The organism is Kocuria sp. ZOR0020, from assembly GCF_000800955.1.
In the GTDB taxonomy this organism is placed as follows: Bacteria; Actinomycetota; Actinomycetes; order Actinomycetales; family Micrococcaceae; genus Kocuria; species Kocuria subflava.
Genome location: NZ_JROX01000003.1, coordinates 26,244 through 44,345 on the forward strand (window position 1 = coordinate 26,244; position 18,102 = coordinate 44,345).

Sequence of the window (18,102 nt, forward strand, 5' to 3'; positions counted from 1 at the left end):
TGGGAAAAAACGCAGATGTGCGGTGGGGCCGCAGGCATCAGGCCCCGGTGATGGAATCCGCCCAGGGATAGGTCTCCAGGAACGGGTCCGGAACCACAGGCTCGGGGGCTTCCCAGACGGTGTCGATCAAACCGTCGTCGCGAATCTGACCGATCCGCGGGGTCTTGGAGATGTGCTGGGTCTCCCCATCCACGGTCACTTCACCTTCGGGTGCGTCATAGGTGATCTCCCCGGTGTCAACGGCCTCCTGAACAGCGGCGACGTCAAAGGACCCGGCCTCCTCCACCATGGCCTTCCACAGGTACACCGAGGTGTAGGCGGCCTCCATGGGGTCGGAGGTCACCTGGTTCTGGCCGTAGCGGTCCTTGAAGTTGGCCACGAATTGGTCATTGGTGGGGGTCTGGATGGTCTGGTAGTAGTCCCAGGCCACGTACTGACCCTGGATGTTGTCCACGCCGATGCCCGGCACTTCTTCCTCCGCGATGGACACGGACATCACGGGCATGGTCTCCGGGTCCAGGCCCACGGCGTTGTACTGCCGGAAGAACGCCACGTTGGAATCCCCGTTCAAGGTGTTGAACACCGCGTCCGCATCCGATGCCATGGCCTTGTTCACGATCGTGGAGAACTCCGTGGAGCCCATGGGCACGTATTCCTCGCCCACGATCTCCATGTCATGGGCTTGTGCGTAGGCGTTGATGATCCGGTTGGCCGTGCGCGGGAAGACGTAATCCGAGCCCACCAGGAAGATCTTCTTGTGACCCTGTTCCCGCATCCAGTCCAGGGCCGGGATGATCTGCTGGTTGGTGGTGGCCCCCGAGTAAAAGATGTTGGGAGAAGCCTCCAGCCCCTCGTACTGAACGGGGTAGAACAGCAGGGAGTTCTGGGCCTCGAACACCGGGAGCATGGCCTTGCGGGAGGCTGACGTCCAGCCACCAAACGTGGCTGCCACACAGTCCTGACGGATCAGCTTGCCCGCGCGTTCGGCAAAAATGGTGGGCTCACTGGCGCCGTCCTCCGTGACGGGTTCAATCTGTTTGCCCAAAACCCCACCGTCAGCGTTGATCTCATCGATCGCCATGTTCAGGGAGCGGTTCACCGTGGTCTCACTCACCGCCATGGTGCCTGACAGGGAGTTCAGCAACCCCACCTTGACGGTATCTCCGCTGGTATCCACGCACGATGCCTGCGGCACCTGCTCTGCAGCCGCCTCCGCCTGAGGGTCGTAGCGCTGGCCACAACCGGTGATCGTCAAAGCGGCAACCAGGCTCAGAACTGCGCTCACGGTGGTACGAGCGGACACGGCGGCTCCCTCGGAACGGCGGGAGAACCCGCTGCGGTCAAGACAGCACTGAGGCTAGGGACGCTGTGTTTCGCCGTTTGTCCGAGTGTGTTTCCAGTCCTCACTCAGCGAGTTACAGCTGAGTGTCCGGCGTTAACCACAGATTTCCGCTCCACCTGATACCCGCCTGACGCCCTGGCCGACGTCCACCCACCGTGAGATCACCACCTGCTGCTGAGATGACACCCAACTGGCGGTGATTTCACCGGTAAGAGGTGATCTCACGGTGCGGTCGCAGCGGGTGGAGCCGCGACCGCGCACGCGTTCACACGGTCGGTGTCTCCACACTCTTGGCGATCGGCAGATGAATGAGCGTGGGGCCATCGGCCTCCAACGCCGCCAGCACGCGATCGGCCACATCATCCGTGGTGGCTGACGTCCCCCGAGCCCCCAAGGCCTCCGCCAACGCCACCCAGTTCGGCTGCTGCAGATCCACTGCCAGGGGCTCGATGGAGCGGTCCTCCATGTTGGCCCGGATCTCCCCGTAGCCGCCGTTGTCCACGCACACGATCGGCAACGTGATCCCCAGCTCCACCGCGGTCATGAGCTCCTAGATGGAGAACATCAAGGCGCCGTCGCCCACCAGGCACACCACCGGGCGATCGGGTGCAGCCAGTTTGGCCCCGATCGAGGCCGGCAGCCCGTAGCCCAACGTGGCGTAGGTGCCCATGTAGAGCAGCGAATTCGGCTGCTGCGCCCGGAAGAACGTGGTGGAGCCCATGTACGTGACTTGGGAGGAGTCCCCGCCAATGATGGTGTCTGCCGGGACGGCATTCATGATCGCCTCGTTGAGCTCGGCCAGCTCTGGCGCCCACTGGCGCCCCTCCTGATCCAGGCGCGCGAACACCTCCGTCAGATCCTGCGCCGCCCGCTCCCCCAGATCACCCAGGGCCTCGATCAGTTGCGGTACGACGGCGGCCGAGTTGCCCGGCAGCTCGATCTCCGGGTCCAGGTTGCACAACATCTGATCGCGCATGATGTCCACGCGGATGATGGGCCCGTCCGGGGTGATGTCTCCACCCCACAGTTCAGCAGCCCCCACCTTGGAGCCGATCACCAGCAGGGCATCGGCAGATCGCAGGAACTCATGTGCGGTGCTCAACCGCAGGTCAGCACCCAGGGACAGCCGGTGCCGCTCCGGGATGGCGCTCTTGCCGTTGGTGGTGGTGATCACCGGGGCTTCAAGCTTTTCGGCCAGTTGCAGCAGGTCCGTGCCGGCCGCCAGAGATCCCCCACCGGCCAGAATCACGGGGCGTTCAGCTTGGCGCAGGGCCCGGGCCGCCCGTTCGACGTCGTCCACCGGAGCCGGCTGCGGGGTTCCCAGTGGCCGCGGGGCAACCTGATGCTCCGTGTAGTCCAGCTCCGCTTCCAGGATGTCCAGGGGGATTTCAATGTGGACGGGCCGCGGGCGGGAGTGGGTGAAGTCCCGCATGGCGTCGTGGATCATGGTGATTGCCTCGCAGCCGTGGGTGACCCGGCGGCTCCTGCCCACGATCGAGTTGACCGCACCGGAGGGGTCCTTGGTTTCGTGGAGGTCCCCGATGTCCCGGAAGTCCTGTCCCAGCGGACGCCCCGGGGAGAGCAGGATCATGGGTCGGGACTCCGCGTAGGCGGTGGCAGCCCCGGAGAGAGAATTGAGCAACCCGGGGCCCGACGTCGTGATGACCACGCCGGGAAGCCCGGACACCAGGCTCCACCCGTCCGCACCGCAAGCCGCGCCTTGTTCATGCCGGGGCGTGACGGCGCGGATCCCGAGTTCACGCATGGGCCGGTAGAACTCCAGCGAATGCGTTCCGGGGATGCCGAACACGGTGTCGATCCCGTAGCTCTTGAGGGTTTCCAGGACGGCGCGGCCAGTGGTGCGTCGGGGGGTCACAGTGTGCTCCTAGTGGTGATCTCACGGCAAAAGTAGTCAGTCCTCAGGACCGGCAATGAACAGCAGGCGTTTGTTGACGAACTCATTCATGCCCAGCGGCCCCAACTCACGCCCGTAACCCGAGCGCTTGACACCACCGAACGGCATCTCCGCGGTCTCCGCAGACGCCGCGTTGACCGCGCTCATGCCCACGTCCAGCAGTTGGGCAATGGCCTCGGCCCGCTTGGGATCCGTGGAGTGCACGGATCCGCCCAGACCAAAGGCGGTGTCGTTGGCCAGGGCCAATGCTTCCTGGTCCGATTCCACCTTGTAGACCACAATCACCGGGCCGAACAGCTCTTCCTTGTAGGCCTCCGTGCCGGGTTTGACGTCGGTGAGTACGGCCGGGCTGAAGTAGGCCTCCGGGCCCTCGGAGAGTTCACCTCCCACGTGCAGGGTGGCGCCTTCCTCCACGGCCTTCTTGACCTGCTCATCCAGAGTTTCCGCAGCCGCTCGGGAGGACATGGGGCCGTAGGTGTTGGGCTTTTCCGACGCCGGATCGGCCGGTTCCAGCTGTTTGGTCAGGCGCACCATCTCGGCCACAAAGTCGTCGTAGATCTCTGAGGAGACAATGATCCTCTTGTTGGAGTTGCAGGCCTGTCCGGTGTTTTCGATCCGGGTGTCAAAGGCCAACTTGGCGGTCTCGGCCAGGTCCTTGGTGTCCAGGACGATGAACGGATCGGACCCACCCAACTCCAACACGGCCTTCTTGAGGTTGCTGCCGGCGATTGCGGCCACCTTGGCACCTGCACGCTCGGAACCCGTCAAGGACACACCCTGGACCCGGGGGTCGCCAATGATCTGCTCGATCTGGTCATGGCTGGCAAAGATGTTCTGGTACACGCCCTCCGGCAGCCCGGCATCCCGCATGAGTTCCTGGATGGCCAAGGCCGCTTGCGGGCATGACTCCGCGTGCTTGAGCAGCAGAACGTTGCCCAACATCAGGTTGGGGGCGGCAAAACGGGCCACCTGGTAGAACGGGTAGTTCCAGGGCATGATCCCCAGCAGCACCCCGATGGGCAGTGACTGGATGACTGCCTTGCCTTCAACCGTGGATTTGATGGGCTGATCCGCAGCCAGCGTGGGGCCTTGGTTGGCGTAGTAGTCAAAGATGTCCGCGCAGAACTCGGCCTCACCCCGTGACTCCCCCAACGGTTTGCCCATCTCCTGGGTGGCGATGGCAGCCAGGTCATCGGCTCGGTTCTTGAACAGCTCGGCAATGTTGGTCACGATCCGTGCCCGCTCCTCAATGGGAGTGGCACGCCACTCGGCATACCCAGCTTCAGCACGCACCAGAACGTCCTCGATCTGGTCATCGGTCAGACTGTCGTACTCGGCCACGGTCTGACCGGTGGCCGGATTCACGGTTTTGTACTGCAACGCGTTGCTCATGTCCATCTCCTGATGTGCTACTGATCACGTACTGCTTGCCATGCTTCTACAGCGGGCTCGGCCTCGCCAGAGGTGTTCGCTGCCAGGTGCAGACTCTGTGACGGCGCACAGACATGGTCCCTGCAGGTCACGCGTGTTCACCCACAGAGTCCCCCGACTGCCCGGCAAGCCGCCGGTCCCAGGCGCCCAGAACAGCAGGATCGGTGGGGCGGGTGGAGAGGGAGACCACCACGTACACCACGGCCGAAACCCCCAAACCGATGTAGATGGGGGCATTTGCCATCACGCCGAAGGCCAGCATGCCAACCACCACTGCCACTGAACCGGCGGCCATGGAGGCAGCTGCCCCCAGCGAGTTGCCTCTACGCCACAACAGACCACCCAGGATGGCCACCAGCAGACCGCCCACCAGCAGGTCATAGGCGATCGTCAGTGCCGTGACCACATCGGGGACCAGGACGGAAAACACGGTCACCACCACGCCGAAAGTCAGCAGGTACAGGCGGTCACCGCGCACGGAGGGCCGCGAATTCTGCTGCCCCGTCACCAGTGTTTTGAACAGCGGCACGACGTCGACCCGGGCCACCGTGGCGGAGGCGATCAGAGCCCCGGAGGCAGTGGACATCATGGCTGCCACACCTGCCGCCAACACCACGCCGCCCAGCCCTGCCGGAACGTGCTGTTGGGCCATGATGGCGAAGGCGTCGTCGGAGTTTTCCAGGGTGGGGAGGACGGCAGCAGCGGCCATGCCGATGACTGCACCAGCCACACCGTAAAGACCCACGTGAACGGCAGCCGATGTGCCGCCCCAGCGGGCCACCCCTGCCGATCGCGCGGTGAACACCCGCTGCCAGATGTCCTGCCCGATCAACATGCCAAAGCCGTAGATCACGAACATGGCGATGATCGATTGGAAGCCCATGGCATCCGGGGCAAAGAACGTGGCGTCCAACCGGTCACTCATGCCGGACCAACCGCCCACAGCCACCAGGGAGACCGTGTAGATCTTCAGCCTGGTGATCCGACCAGCAAACACCAGACTCAGCACCAACAGGCCTGTGGCAATAGCCATCACCAGCCACATTCCGGAGATGCCGTAGGTGTATCCCAGCCCGATTCCACCCACAGTGGAGGCGCCACCCAGAACGACGGCGGACATGGTGCCGGTGTAGAACAGGGGGCCCAGCCGGCGGCCAGCCACCCTGTAATCCTCCGTACTGGATGCCCGGCGGGCCGCCCACAGGCCGACCACCACCATGGCCACCAAGTAGACGACGATGATCGCAATGTCCATGGCGGGATTCCCGTCTGTTGCGACTGGCCAGCGGCTATGTTTCTTCCAGAGAAACAAAAGTTGCGTATCAGTATAGGCATCATGTGATCCACGGCATAGTGTTGGATCACAGCTGCGACAACTCGTGCCCCCGGAGGTTCCACTGAAAGCTCTTTCCGTTCACAGCGGATCCGGGGACGCACGGATCGGGGCGCGGCTACGCAACCTCCGGGGTCGTAATCACATGACCGTTGAACAACTGGCAGCAGCAGCGGAACTGTCCAAGGGTTTTGTCTCCCGGGTGGAGCGTGACCTGACGTCCCCCTCCGTGGATGCCTTGGTCCGACTGTGCAGGGCGCTGCGGGTTGAGGTGGGGGAAGTTTTTTGCCGCTGAGGCAGCAGTGGATGTGGTGCGACTGGCTGAAGCCCCGGAGGTCGATCTGGGTGGTCACGGGATTCGCGAACTGCTGGTCACCCCGTCCGTCAACAAGGCCCTGCAGATCATTCGGGCCACAGTGGAACCCGGCGGGCACAGCGAGGACGAGCCCTACAGCATGGATTGCCGCCATGAGGCCCTGCACGTGATCAGTGGGCAGTTCGTGTTGAGCACTCCCGACCAGCGCCTTGAACTCCAGGGCGGAGACACCGTCAGTTTCCCCGGCTCCGAACCCCACGGATGGGAAAACCCAGGCTCGCAGCCCGCCACGGTCCTGTGGATCATGGCCACCTGATCCACCTCACCTGTTGACCACCATCACCACCATCCACCCAGGAGAGAACCATGGACCCCGAACGTGTCACCCACACCGGCCCCGACGGGCGCCACCTTCTTGGCCCCGTCAACGCCGCCAAAACCCCGCGCTGGGCAGGCGTGGGGACGTTTGCGCGGTTGCCCAGGACGGATCAGGTGGAGCACACGGACATCGCGGTTCTGGGCATCCCCTTCGATGCCGGGGTCTCCTACCGCTCGGGCGCCAGGTTCGGTCCCAACCACGTCCGGGAATCCTCCAGGTTGCTGCGGCCCTTCAACCCGGCCCAGTCCGCCTCACCGTTTGCCGCGTGCCAGGTGGCTGATGCCGGTGACTTGATCGGCAACCCTTTCGACATCGCAGAAGCCATCGAATCCATTGCTGCCGGAGCCGCGGAGCTGATGGACGGCGGCACCAAGATGGTCAGCGTCGGCGGAGACCACACCATTGCCCTGCCCCTGTTGCGTGCCCACCACGCCCTCCACGGACCCGTGGCGCTGCTGCATTTTGACGCGCACCTGGACACCTGGGACACGTACTTTGGCGCGGAGTACACCCACGGGACACCGTTCCGGCGCGCCCATGAGGAAGGCCTGATCGATCCCGAATCGATCATGCACGTGGGTACCCGTGGCCCGCTCTACGGCACACAGGACCTGGACGACGACGCCCGGTTCGGCTTCGGCATCGTCTCCTCCGCAGATGTGATGCGCCGGGGCGTGGACGCCGTGGTCAGCCTCCTGCGGGACAAGGTAGGGAACCGGCCCTTGTACGTCTCTTTGGACATCGACGTCCTGGATCCCGCACACGCCCCCGGGACCGGGACCCCGGAGGCCGGTGGCATGACCAGCCGTGAGGTCCTGGAGATCCTGCGTGGACTGCGCGGCTTGAACATTGTGGGCTGCGACGTCGTGGAGGTCTCCCCCGCCTACGATCATGCGCAACTGGCAGGCATTGCCGCCGCCCATGTGGTCTACGAACTCATCACCGTGATGGCATTGGGGCCGCAGGCCGAGCCGGGTGGCCCTGCCTACGGCATCTCCCGCAACCTCTACGGCTCAGCCGCTGAAGACTGAGATTCCGATGACCGCGTTGCCCCAGCCAGCGGGATCCGGCTCAGTCTGCTGAACCTGCCTCAACACGCTGGGTCCACCACGAGTGGAATTCCCCGATGTGGTGCTCACTGGGCACCAGTGCGCCACCTGACCGGTAGGCACGGGAACTCATGGAGGGCTGGGTCTGTTCACAGGCCTCAAAGTCCTGCAGATTGACGCGGTGGAAGAGCTCAACGGACTTGGAGACGTCCAGCTCTCCGGCATCCACACGTTCCACGACCTCCGGGAGGAACAACCAGTCGCACACCACGATGGTCCGGGACTCGGAGACCGGGAACATCCGGTGGATGATGACCTGGTCCGGCGCGGTGTTGATGAACACCTGCGGCTTGACCGTGATTGCGTAGTACTTGCGCTCCTGGTCGGGTGCAATGGAGGGGAACTCAGTCACGCCGTCGGAACCGTCCACGGTGAACCCGCGGATCTGCTCGCCAAAGGAAGCGCCGTGCACCTCACCGTTGGCACGTTGCGAGGCCAGGCCGTCCGCGAACTCCGGGATGACCTCGGTCAGCTCCGGGTGAATGGTGGCGCAGTGGTAGCACTCCATGAAGTTCTCAATGATGAGCTTCCAGTTCGCTGCGACGTCGTAGGTCTTGGACTCACCGCACCGCAGGTTCTCGATTCCGTAGTTGTCGATCGATTCCACGGCACCGAAGCTGGTGCGCACCTCTCCAAGGACGGTTTCCTCAAACGACGGCGGCTGCTCACCCTGGTCCGCATCGGACAGGCACACCCACACGTAACCCAGCCATTCCCTCACGGCCACGGACTTCAGCCCGTACTGCTCGCGGTCCACATCAGGCATGGAGGTGAGGTTGGGCGCGGCCACGAGCTCGCCTTCCAACGCGTAGGTCCATGCGTGGTAGCCGCATTGAAGGGTCTTGTTCTTGCCGTCACCGCTGGTGCAGACCCTCATGCCACGGTGCCTGCACACGTTGTGATACGCCTTGATCCCGGCCTTTCGAGTGCGAACCACAATGATTTCCTCGCGCCCCACGGTCACGGTCTTCCACTGGCCAGGGCTGGGAATGGAGTCCGCGCGCAACACGCAGTTCCACATCTTCTCGAAGATCTCCTGCTGTTCGCGTTCAAACACCTCCGCTGAGGTGTAGGCCTCCCCCGTCAGGGTGGGGTGCAGGGATGATCCGGGAACGGGTGCGTCCAGGTGGTCAATGATCACGATGTTTCCCTTCAGCGTTCAGCACCGGCTGGTGACCGGTCAATTGATCAGGCTGTTGTGGTTTCTCCGTTCGCTCAGACTGCAGTCATGCGGGACTTGCCGCCGCGAATTCGCCGTTGCTTGCGCCACTTGGTGACGTCCCGCAAGCGGTTGATCCCCAGGATTCCCACCTCTTGTCCGTCACGCAGGTAGCGCACCAGAAGGTTGTGCTCCTCAGGCGTTCCGTCCAGCATTTCCACCTGGTTGGCCAGGTGGATTCGTCCAGCGCCCTGGATACGGAGGTCGAACTGGTCGGACCAGAAGTAGGGCTCCTGCAGCGCAACTTCATCGGCTCCGGTCAGCGCCGCTGCCACCACCGCAGCCTCTTCCACGGCTTCCTGCCAGTGACCCACCGGGCGCAGACCGCTGGAGTGAGAAGCCCATTGGGCACAGTCGCCGGCCGCATAGACCCCGGGGATCACGGTGGCACCGGAGTCGTCACAGCGCACCGCGCGGGTGTCCGGGGTGAAGGTCAACTCGGAATTCGCCAGCCATTCGGTGCGCGGCTTGGCCCCGATGGCACAGATCACGATGTCGCCCTTGAGAACGGTGTCGTCCGTCAGCAACACTTCATGACCGTCCGTGGCGGTTCGCAGGCACCTGGCACGCGACGGCGGGGCAATCTGCACCCCACGCTTTTCCAAAGCGGACCGAATGGCCTGTCCCACGGCATGTCCCAGACGCTTTGCACCTGGATACTGCTCACCCGCTGCCACGGTCACGGAGGCAGCTCCACGCTGAATACAGGTGGCTGCCGCTTCCAAGGCCAGGAATCCGCCGCCGACCACCACGATCTCAGCCCCGCTGAGGGTGGCATCACGCAAGGCCAGCGCGTGCCCCATGTCCCGCAGGACGTAGGGCTCCACGTGGGGTTGGGAGGAGTCGGGGGCAGCCGGCAGGGTCAGCGCAGAAGCTCCGGTGGTGATCACGACGGCGTCACCGGTGTGGAACTGGCCATCTGCGGTGTAGATCCCCAGCGGTGCAGGGAGTTCCTCAACGTCGCCGTCTTCTTCGGCCGGTACTGCCGACCCAGACAGTCCAACAACTCCCACGCCGCTGATCCAGGTGGCCTCCACCGGGTCCTCGGGGTCATCGAGGTTGAGATCCTCCTCGGTGACTGCACCCGTGAGGTAGGCCTTGCTCAAAGCGGGGCGATCGTAGGCCGGGCGGTTCTCGTCACCGAAGATGGTGATGGGACCGGTGTGACCGTGACTGCGTACGCCGCGAGCCACGTGATACCCGGCAAGACCCGCACCCACAATCAGCAAGTGACCGTCCGGCGCCAGCACCGGACCGTCTGAACCCACGGCCTCGTGCTGCAACAGGCTGTCATCGAGCACATCAGCACCGTGCGTGGTCATGCGGTGACCCCCGGAGGCAGGTTGGGTGCGTCCTGAGAGAGCTCCACCAGAACGTCGTCGCCGTCGATTTCCACACTGTGGACCCGCACCCGGCGCTTGGCGGGTGGCTGATCCACCTCCCCGGTTTCCAGGGAGAACGTGCTTTCGTGCAGAGGGCATTCCACCCGGCAGTCCTCCACCCAGCCGGCCGCCAGAGAAGCGTCCTGGTGCGTGCAGGTGTCGTCCAGCGCGTGGACAGTTCCTTCCTCGGTCAAGAACACGGCAATGGGCGGCTGCACCGAGTCGATGCGCAGCCCTTCACCGGGAGTCAAGTCTTGGAGGGAGCAAGCTCTGAAGCTCACGCCAGATCACCAACCATTCGTACCTTCGTTGCAAGATGTGCAACAGTGGTCACATTCCACAACACGTGGTTGGGGAAAGTATGAAGACATCCGTGGCACAGTCGTCAAGAGGCACAACACAAGTGATGGGAAATTTACGGGCGTGAAACCAGAACAAACCACCATCCAGTCAGTCGACCGGGCAGCCACGATCCTGGAGGTGCTCAGCGACGAGGCCCCGTTGAGCATCAGCGAGATCGCCCGCCGCCTGGATGTTCACCGCTCCACCGCATTACGCCTGCTGGCCACCCTGGAGGCACACAATTTGGTGGAGGAAACCACCACCCGCGGCTCCTACCAACTGGGCTTTGCGCTGCTTCATCTTGCCAACTCGGTCACACACCGCATCGACTTTGCCCGGGACGCCCAAGCCTGCTGCGATGCCGTTGCCGAACAACTCAACGAGACCATCAATGTGGCTGTTCTGGACTCCGGTTACGCCATGACCATCACCCAGACCACAGGCAACCGGATGATTGGACTCACGCGGCAGTACGTGGGCCAACGCGGCCCCCTGCACGCCACGTCCACCGGCAAGATGCTGCTTGCTCATGCCGACCAGATCGAACTGGAGCGCGTCCTGGACCAAGGCCTGGAGGCCTACACCAGTATGACCATCACGGATCCGGATGTGCTGCTCATGGAACTGGAGACGCTGCGTGAACGTGACTGGGCGTCATCCGTGGCGGAGTGGGAGGAGGGGATCAATGCGCTGGCGGTCCCCGTCCGTGACCCCGAGGAACGGGTGGTGGCAGCGCTGGCGATCAACGCCCCGGCCTTCCGGCTGCCGGAATCCAGTTTTGCGGAGGTGGCCGGCCTGTTGCGTGAGCACACGGAGTTCCTGGAGTCGCGCTTGAGCCTGGAGACTTCAGTGATCGGCGGCCCACGGACCGCGTTGCTCGGCCACTGACTTTCTCCAAAACGGTGCGCGTAACTATTGCCTGGATCACAGGTGCATTCGTACTGTAGTTGCACTATGCACTATGGCGTTGCATAGTTCGCAACACACGCGCTGTGGAGGTTTTTCATGACAGAACTCCGGTCGGGACCCGAGTCCCGCGTGGTGATCATCGGGCTGGGCGTGGTCGGCGCCGCGTTGGCCGATGAATTGGTTTTACGTGGCTGGACAAACGTGACGGTGGTGGAACAGGGGCCGATTTACGTCACGGGCGGTTCCAGCTCCCACGCCCCCGGTTTCGTCTTCCAGACCTCCCCCAACCGCACCATGTGCCAGCTGGCGCAGCGGACCCTGGACAAACTGGACGGCCTCACGGTCAACGGCGAGTGGGTCATGAAGCGGGTGGGTGGCCTGGAAGTCGCCACCACGGAAGAGCGCGCTCAGGAACTGCGGCGCCGTCACGACCTGGCCAACTCCTGGGGTGTGCCCTCTGAGCTGATCTCCCCTGAGGAGGTGGCGCAGCTATGGCCGGGCCTGGACGTCAGCCGCGTGCTCGGCGGGTTCCACACCCCCACCGACGCCGTGGTCAAGGGGATTCGCGCCGTCGAGTTCCAGGCACGTCGCGCCCAGAAAGGTGGCGCCCAGATCCTGGAGCACACGGAGGTCACGGGCCTGCAGTACGACGACGTCCGTGTCACCGGCGTGCAGGTCCGCCCTGTTCAACCGGGAGATCCGTCCGAGACCGTGGACATCGAGGGCGACCCGTCAGCTGACGAATCGGCAGAAGCCTCTGAGGTGATTCCCGCCGACGTCGTCGTGACGTGTGCGGGGCTGTGGGGGCCCAAGATGGCCCGTGAAATGCTGGGGATCGACATCCCCATGCTGCCGGTGGAACACGGCTTCGGATTCAGCCTGCCCGTGGATTCATTGGCGGAGATGGATTCGGCCACGGAAGTGGTCAAGCCCATGCTGCGCCACCAGGACCACGCCATGTATCTGCGCGAATGGGACAACCGGATTGCCATTGGCGCCTATGAGCACCGGCCGCTGCCGGTGGACGACACCCAGATCGCCAGCGCCCAGAGCTTTGCCACCACGGGGACCCACCCGGCCATCCACCCCTTCACCTCGGAGGATTTCGAATCCACATGGCGTGAAGCCCAGGATCTCCTGCCTGAATTGCGCCAGAGTGAACTCGAAGACTCCATGTGCTTCAACGGCATCTTCTCCTTCACCCCCGACGGCGGACCGCTGTTGGGGCCGGTGCCGGGATCGCCAGGTCTGTGGATGGCTCAGGCCGTGTGGGTGACCCAGTCCGCCGGAGTCGGTCAGGTCATGGCGGAGTGGATCACCACCGGGGACCCGGGAATTGACACCCACAGTGTTGACCTGACCAGGTTCGATCCTCGGGTGACCTCCAAGAGGTGGGCCCGCGAACAGGGCGAGGAGTCCTACGACGAGGTCTACGACGTCGTCCACCCCAAGGCCACCACGTTGCGGATGCGGGGGCTGCGAACGACGTCGTTCAACGACCGTCAGCGGGAGGCCAAGGCGGTGTTCTCCGTGGCCAACGGCTGGGAGCGCCCGCTGTGGTACGAATCTTCTGCTGAGCGTGGTCAGCCCATGCTCGGGGATCAGCCGTTGCCAGGACGTGGCGCCTGGGCGGCACGGCACTGGAGCCCCTTGGCGGCCGTTGAGGCCCACGGCCTGCGCAATTCCGTGGGGTTGGTGGACATGACCTCCCTGCCACGGCTCCGGGTCTCCGGAACGGGACGGCCGGGGCGCGATGCCACGGCGTTCTTCACCTCCCTTGCCGACGACGGCCTGCTGAGCCGCACCGTGGGCAAATCACCTGGCAGCGTGGTGTACGCACTGGTCCTCAATGCCTCCGGGGGGATCCTCTCCGACATCACCATTGCCAGGACCGGCCCGGACACCTACCACGTGGGTGTCAACGGCAACCAGGACCGGACATGGCTGCAGGAGCGGATGCGCGAACGCGGCGTGGACCTGACCGTGGAGGACGTGACCTCCGGGCACTTCGGTCTGGGCCTGTGGGGCCCCAACGCCCGGCGGACCCTGGAAACCCTGGTGGATCAGGACATCAGCAATGAGGCCTTCCGGTTCTACCGGTGCGGTGAACTCAGCATTGCCGGTGTCTCCACCCTGGCTCTGCGTCTGAGCTACGTGGGTGAGCTCGGCTGGGAGCTTTACGCCCCTGCGGAGTTCGGCGGCTACCTGTGGGACCAGATCATGGCTGCCGGGCAGGAGTACGACATTCTCCCGGTGGGGCGCCGCGCATTCGAGAGCATGCGACTGGAAAAGGGATTCCGCCTGTGGGGTGCGGACATGGACCGCAGCAACACACCGGAGGAGGCCGGGCTCGCGTTTGCCGTCAAGGGTGTGGCAGCCGAGCACATGGAGGCCCGTGGGGCGCCTAGCAAGATCCTGTCCTGCCTGCTGCTCGATGATCCCTCCGCCGTCGTGCTGGGCCATGAGCCGGTCCACGCGGTGGGGGCAGATCCAGATGCACCAGCCGTGGGCTATGTGACCAGCGCGGATCAGGGATACACCATCGGCAAGTCGATCGCCTACGCGTGGCTGCCTGCGGAGCTGAGCACCCCGGGCACCGCGGTGGAGATCTCCTACTTCGGTCAGCGCTACCCGGCCACCGTGACCCCGGAGCCCTTGCTGGATCCGAGTGCGGAGCGTATGCGCAGCTGATCCGCACGTCCTCACCGTCAACGGCGTCCGTGATCCGGCCATCTCTTGACCGGGTCACGGGCGCCGTGCACGCTGGTGCTCGCGTGTGCTCCGCGAACATCGGGGCCCGCAGCCCTGGACCTTCAGCAGATCGAGGCAACCCCCGATGTCACGCCATCAGCCCTCCCCCACTGCTTCATCCACAGACACGGGTTTCGCCACCCGGTCCAAGGAGTTTCGTCCGTCTCCGGTCAGAGCTGTGTTTGAGACGGCCCTTGATCCATCAGTGGTCTCCTTGGCCGGTGGAAAACCGGATCTGAGCACTCTGCCGGAAGGTTCGGTGGCGCAGCTGGCGTCGTCGTTGCTGAGCGAGCGTGGACCGGAGATCCTGCAGTACGGCTCCGGTGCAGGCATTGACGGGCTGCGCGAACTGGTGGTTGAGCTGATGGCGCGCCGTGGCTCCAGCATCGGTCCTGGTGAGGTGCAGCCGCTGGCGGGGTCGCAGGCTGGGCTGGACCTGGTGACCAAGCTGTACTGCAACCCGGGTGACGTGATCCTGGCCGAGGACCCCACCTACGTGGGCGCGCTGGGGGTGTTCGGCAGCTATGAGGTCCAGGTCCGGCACGTGGACATTGACCAGAACGGCCTGGACCCTGAGGCGGTGGCCCACGCGATTGACGCCGCACGCGCGCAGGGGCACCGGGTGCCGTTCGTCTACACGGTTCCCACTCATCAGAACCCCACGGGGGTCACGCTCTCCCCTGAACGACGCCGGGCGTTGGTGGAGGTTTGCGCCGCCCGCGGCGTGATGATCATTGAGGACGATCCCTACGGGCTGCTGGATTTTGAGCGCACCACCGGGCCGGTGGCCACGTTGCATTCCAGGGCTCCCGAGCACGTGATCCACCTGGGCAGCGCGTCCAAGATCTTTTCACCCGGTTTACGCGTGGGGTGGGCCGTTGCACCGGCCCATGTTCGGGCTCGTATGCAGATCGCGGCTGAAGCCGTCCTCATCCACCCCTCGGTGCTGTCTCAGGAGCTGGTGGTCACGTGGCTGGGTTCACCGCAGTGGACCACCGTGTTGGACCGCTCCGTGGAGCTCTACCGCGAGCGCGCACAGGCCACCACCGCTGCATTGCAGGAGCATCTGGGCGACCGTGCCGAATGGACGGATCCCAAGGGTGGGTTCTTCACCTGGGTGCGTTTCCCCGGAGTGGAGTTGGGGGACATTCTCAACCGTGGCATCCAGGAGGGTGTGGTGATTGTGCCAGGCGCCGCGTGCTACGCCGACGGCCGATCCTCCGACGCCGTGCGGGTGGCCTACTCGGGCGTGAGCCCCGACCGCGTGGCGGAGGGCATCCGACGCCTGGCACGTGGTGTGCCGGCCCGCTGACTGACGGCGGCCGGTGCCAGTGGTCGGGTCAGCCGTTCACGTCCCACAGATGGTGTTCGACGTCGTGAACGATGAACTGGCACAGCGAACCCACCGTGAACACCACTGCGTCGCTGCGATGCCCGGCGCGCTGCCAGTCCGCTGGTTCCAGCGCATCCAGGGTTGCAAGGACTTCTGTGGTGGCCTGCTTGATCTCCCGAGCCACCACCGCCGGGTCCGCCGCCCAGGTTTGGTTCTCCGCGGCGGAGGCATCGCCGTCGTAGTTCTGGAAGGTGGGGTCCTCCTGCGCCACCATGTTGCGAATCCGCGGCGCCAGAAGCTCCAGGAGTTCACGCACGTGGTAAGCGTATTCCACGGGTGACCACACCAGGGGTGCCGGACGCATTCGTGGGTCATCACGTTGCAGAACGAGTCCCCAGCGAGTTGCAGCATCCGCGAATCTGTGCACGGAGTCTTGCGGCGCAAACGGAGCCCACCCACACTCAGAACACCCGGCGTCCAAAACCACGGTCCAGTCCTTGGTTTCTGTGGGCATCGGTTCTGGGGTCTGTTGATGGGTCATGTAGGCATCCTCACTGGTTGGTCCACTCCACGCCCCAGATAACTCTTTACCTCAAGGCCGGATCAAGAAACGTTGACTTCAGGGGTAACATCGTCTGTGTTGGACATGGGCCCTCACATCAAAGGGAAGACGAACATGACCACGGACTCACCTCTCCCCCGGGGCATCAACCACATCGGGATCACCGTGCCGGACCTGGAGGAAGCCACCCGGTTCCTGCAGGACGGCTTGGGCGCCAAAGTCGCTTACGACGGATTGACCGATCAGGACGAACCCCGTTGTGGTGCCGAAACTGAACAACAGTTGGGTCTGCCGAACGGTGCCACAATCAGGCGCCAGCGCATGATCGTGGCCGGCACCGGACCATCACTTGAGGTCTTTGAAATTGACGCGCCGCATGCTCCGGCAGCAAGGCTGGCCGACTACGGCCTGAACCATCTGGCCTTCTACGTGGACGACATCCAGGGCTCCCTTGACCGCTTGGTTGCTGCTGGCGGCCAGGCTCTGTCTGAAGTACATGGAAACAGCCGCTACGAGGACACCCCCGGCAACGGAAGTGTGTACGTCCTGGCACCGTGGGGCACCATCATCGAACTCCAGACCATCCCCGGGGGTCACTCCTATCCCGATGACAGTGAGGCCGAGGTCTGGACCCCACCAGCAGTGTCCTGACCCGTCCGGGGCGGGTGGCTCCGGTGTCTGGACAGCAGGCCGTTGCGATCCTTCATGCACGTAATACCTTCAGAAGCACTCAATGGGTGAGTAGTCTGAACATGCAGCACGCACGTTCTGAACCGATGTTCTTTCGGTCCCGGCTCACCAGGAGACAGCAGCATGGGCACAGCCGGCACGGTCATTGGAATCGATTCCTCCACTCAGTCGTGCAAGGTCTTGGCCGTGGATGTGGAAACGGGCAAGATTACGGCCCGGGGCAGCGCACCTCATCCAGACGGCACCGCCGTCGATCCGCAGGCATGGATCGACGCATTGAACATCGCGTGGGATGCGGCCGGCATCCGGAGCCGCAGCGACGTCGTGGGTGTGGGCGTCTCTGCCCAGCAACACGGAATGGTAGCTCTGGATGCCCAGGGCAAGCCGGTCTGTGAGGCTCTTCTGTGGAACGACGTCCGCAGCGCACCCCAGGCCCAGGCGATGGTCGATCAGCGCGGAGTTCCCGGGTGGGTGGAGGCCGTCGGCACAGCGCCGGTCAGCTCAATCACCCTGCCCAAGCTCGCGTGGTTGCGCCAAACCGCCCCTGATACAGCAAAACGCGTGGCCAGTGTGGGGTTGCGCCATGACTGGCTCGTGCGCCACCTGACCGGCGGAGCGTGGGTCACGGATCGTTCAGATGCCTCCGGTACAGGCTGGTTCGACCCCGTTTCCAACACGGTTCGCAGCGATCTGCTCGTGGACTGGTTCGGTGCCGAGCCACAATTGCCGCAGGTCCTTGCCCCGGACGCAACTTCAGGCAGCGTCACCGGAGATTGGTTGCCCAAGTCACCACAGGCAGTGGTTTCAGCCGGGTGCGGGGACAATGCGGGGGCTGCACTGGGGCTGTGGATCCAGCCGGGAGACGTCGTGGTGTCGGTCGGGACTTCCGGCACGGTCTTCGCTCGCTCCGAGCAACCCACGCCGGATCCAAGCGGTGTGACGTCGGGTTTCGCGGATGCCACCGGCTAGTTCCTTCCACTGCTGTGCACGCTGAATGCCGCCCGCGTCATGGCCCGGACGGCCGCTCTGCTCGGCTTGGCCGTAGAGGACTTGGATGCTGCGGCCGGCCTCGGTGCCCCCGCGTGCGGT

15 protein-coding genes and 1 pseudogene are annotated in these 18,102 nt (G+C 64.3%); 8 read left to right on the top strand and 8 right to left on the bottom strand.

What is annotated here, in order from left to right:
* Positions 1–37: 37 nt before the first annotated feature.
* The 4 genes and pseudogenes from urtA to L979_RS00245 all read right to left on the bottom strand — a co-directional run bounded on the left by urtA (position 38) and on the right by L979_RS00245 (position 5,943).
* On the bottom strand, positions 38–1,303 hold the full coding sequence (urtA, locus tag L979_RS00230; RefSeq protein WP_047687910.1) for an urea ABC transporter substrate-binding protein: 1,266 nt from the start codon (positions 1,301–1,303) through the stop codon (positions 38–40).
* Between the two features lie 304 nt (positions 1,304–1,607).
* A pseudogene (locus tag L979_RS00235) lies at positions 1,608–3,218 on the bottom strand (thiamine pyrophosphate-binding protein).
* A 36-nt stretch (positions 3,219–3,254) separates the two neighbouring features.
* Positions 3,255–4,649 (bottom strand): NAD-dependent succinate-semialdehyde dehydrogenase, encoded by a 1,395-nt coding sequence (locus tag L979_RS00240; protein ID WP_047687912.1) that lies wholly within the window; start codon positions 4,647–4,649, stop codon positions 3,255–3,257.
* 127 nt (positions 4,650–4,776) lie between these two features.
* Positions 4,777–5,943: a hypothetical protein gene (locus L979_RS00245; RefSeq protein ID WP_052209240.1), complete on the bottom strand. Its 1,167-nt coding sequence runs from the start codon at positions 5,941–5,943 to the stop codon at positions 4,777–4,779.
* A 223-nt stretch (positions 5,944–6,166) separates the two neighbouring features.
* Between L979_RS00245 and L979_RS16990 the strand changes: the two genes are divergently transcribed.
* From L979_RS16990 to speB, 3 genes are read left to right on the top strand one after another with little or no spacing between them, the layout of a single operon-like run.
* Entirely contained in the window at positions 6,167–6,316 is a 150-nt protein-coding gene (locus L979_RS16990) for a helix-turn-helix domain-containing protein (RefSeq protein ID WP_369792948.1), read from the top strand.
* A 16-nt stretch (positions 6,317–6,332) separates the two neighbouring features.
* On the top strand, positions 6,333–6,653 hold the full coding sequence (locus L979_RS16995; RefSeq protein ID WP_369792949.1) for a cupin domain-containing protein: 321 nt from the start codon (positions 6,333–6,335) through the stop codon (positions 6,651–6,653).
* 50 nt (positions 6,654–6,703) lie between these two features.
* The gene (gene speB / locus L979_RS00255; protein WP_047687914.1) at positions 6,704–7,747 is read left to right on the top strand and encodes an agmatinase; all 1,044 of its coding nucleotides are present in this window, start codon (positions 6,704–6,706) and stop codon (positions 7,745–7,747) included.
* A 40-nt stretch (positions 7,748–7,787) separates the two neighbouring features.
* On the opposite strand, the gene L979_RS00260 is transcribed toward speB, so the two are convergent.
* From L979_RS00260 to L979_RS00270, 3 genes are all read right to left on the bottom strand, one after another.
* Positions 7,788–8,966 carry an SRPBCC family protein gene (locus L979_RS00260; RefSeq protein WP_052209241.1) on the bottom strand — a complete coding sequence of 393 codons (1,179 nt, stop codon included), beginning with the start codon at positions 8,964–8,966 and terminating at the stop codon, positions 7,788–7,790.
* A 74-nt stretch (positions 8,967–9,040) separates the two neighbouring features.
* Complete coding sequence (locus L979_RS00265) at positions 9,041–10,366, bottom strand: NAD(P)/FAD-dependent oxidoreductase (protein WP_047687916.1); 1,326 nt, start codon at positions 10,364–10,366, stop codon at positions 9,041–9,043.
* A complete protein-coding gene (locus tag L979_RS00270) occupies positions 10,363–10,707 on the bottom strand; it encodes a bifunctional 3-phenylpropionate/cinnamic acid dioxygenase ferredoxin subunit (RefSeq protein WP_047687918.1) in 345 nt (114 codons plus the stop codon). Before L979_RS00270 ends, L979_RS00265 begins: the two co-directional genes overlap by 4 nt.
* Positions 10,708–10,849: 142 nt before the next feature.
* Between L979_RS00270 and L979_RS00275 the strand changes: the two genes are divergently transcribed.
* The 3 genes from L979_RS00275 (at position 10,850) to L979_RS00285 (ending at position 15,740) form a co-directional block, all read left to right on the top strand.
* Positions 10,850–11,656, top strand: a complete 807-nt coding sequence (locus L979_RS00275) for an IclR family transcriptional regulator (protein ID WP_052209242.1) — start codon at positions 10,850–10,852, stop codon at positions 11,654–11,656.
* Between the two features lie 117 nt (positions 11,657–11,773).
* The gene (locus L979_RS00280; protein ID WP_047687920.1) at positions 11,774–14,368 is read left to right on the top strand and encodes an FAD-dependent oxidoreductase; all 2,595 of its coding nucleotides are present in this window, start codon (positions 11,774–11,776) and stop codon (positions 14,366–14,368) included.
* A gap of 238 nt (positions 14,369–14,606) precedes the next feature.
* Positions 14,607–15,740: a PLP-dependent aminotransferase family protein gene (locus L979_RS00285; RefSeq protein ID WP_047687922.1), complete on the top strand. Its 1,134-nt coding sequence runs from the start codon at positions 14,607–14,609 to the stop codon at positions 15,738–15,740.
* A 28-nt stretch (positions 15,741–15,768) separates the two neighbouring features.
* On the opposite strand, the gene L979_RS00290 is transcribed toward L979_RS00285, so the two are convergent.
* Positions 15,769–16,302, bottom strand: a complete 534-nt coding sequence (locus tag L979_RS00290) for a DinB family protein (protein ID WP_047687924.1) — start codon at positions 16,300–16,302, stop codon at positions 15,769–15,771.
* Between the two features lie 135 nt (positions 16,303–16,437).
* On the opposite strand from L979_RS00290, the gene L979_RS00295 reads away from it, so the two are divergent.
* Both L979_RS00295 and L979_RS00300 read left to right on the top strand, forming a co-directional pair.
* A complete protein-coding gene (locus tag L979_RS00295) occupies positions 16,438–16,974 on the top strand; it encodes a VOC family protein (protein ID WP_047687926.1) in 537 nt (178 codons plus the stop codon).
* Between the two features lie 162 nt (positions 16,975–17,136).
* Entirely contained in the window at positions 17,137–17,982 is an 846-nt protein-coding gene (locus L979_RS00300) for an FGGY family carbohydrate kinase (RefSeq protein ID WP_052209244.1), read from the top strand.
* Positions 17,983–18,102: the final 120 nt, after the last annotated feature.

Bases quoted from the DNA above. Each gene is read 5' to 3' on its own strand.
- L979_RS00240 (WP_047687912.1), bottom strand. From the start codon at position 4,649: ATGAGCAACGCGTTGCAGTACAAAACCGTGAATCCGGCCACCGGTCAG.
- L979_RS00245 (WP_052209240.1), bottom strand. From the start codon at position 5,943: ATGGACATTGCGATCATCGTCGTCTACTTGGTGGCCATGGTGGTGGTC.
- L979_RS16990 (WP_369792948.1), top strand. From the start codon at position 6,167: ATGACCGTTGAACAACTGGCAGCAGCAGCGGAACTGTCCAAGGGTTTT.
- speB (WP_047687914.1), top strand. From the start codon at position 6,704: ATGGACCCCGAACGTGTCACCCACACCGGCCCCGACGGGCGCCACCTT.
- L979_RS00265 (WP_047687916.1), bottom strand. From the start codon at position 10,366: ATGACCACGCACGGTGCTGATGTGCTCGATGACAGCCTGTTGCAGCAC.
- L979_RS00280 (WP_047687920.1), top strand. From the start codon at position 11,774: ATGACAGAACTCCGGTCGGGACCCGAGTCCCGCGTGGTGATCATCGGG.
- L979_RS00290 (WP_047687924.1), bottom strand. From the start codon at position 16,302: ATGACCCATCAACAGACCCCAGAACCGATGCCCACAGAAACCAAGGAC.
- L979_RS00295 (WP_047687926.1), top strand. From the start codon at position 16,438: ATGACCACGGACTCACCTCTCCCCCGGGGCATCAACCACATCGGGATC.
- L979_RS00300 (WP_052209244.1), top strand. From the start codon at position 17,137: ATGGGCACAGCCGGCACGGTCATTGGAATCGATTCCTCCACTCAGTCG.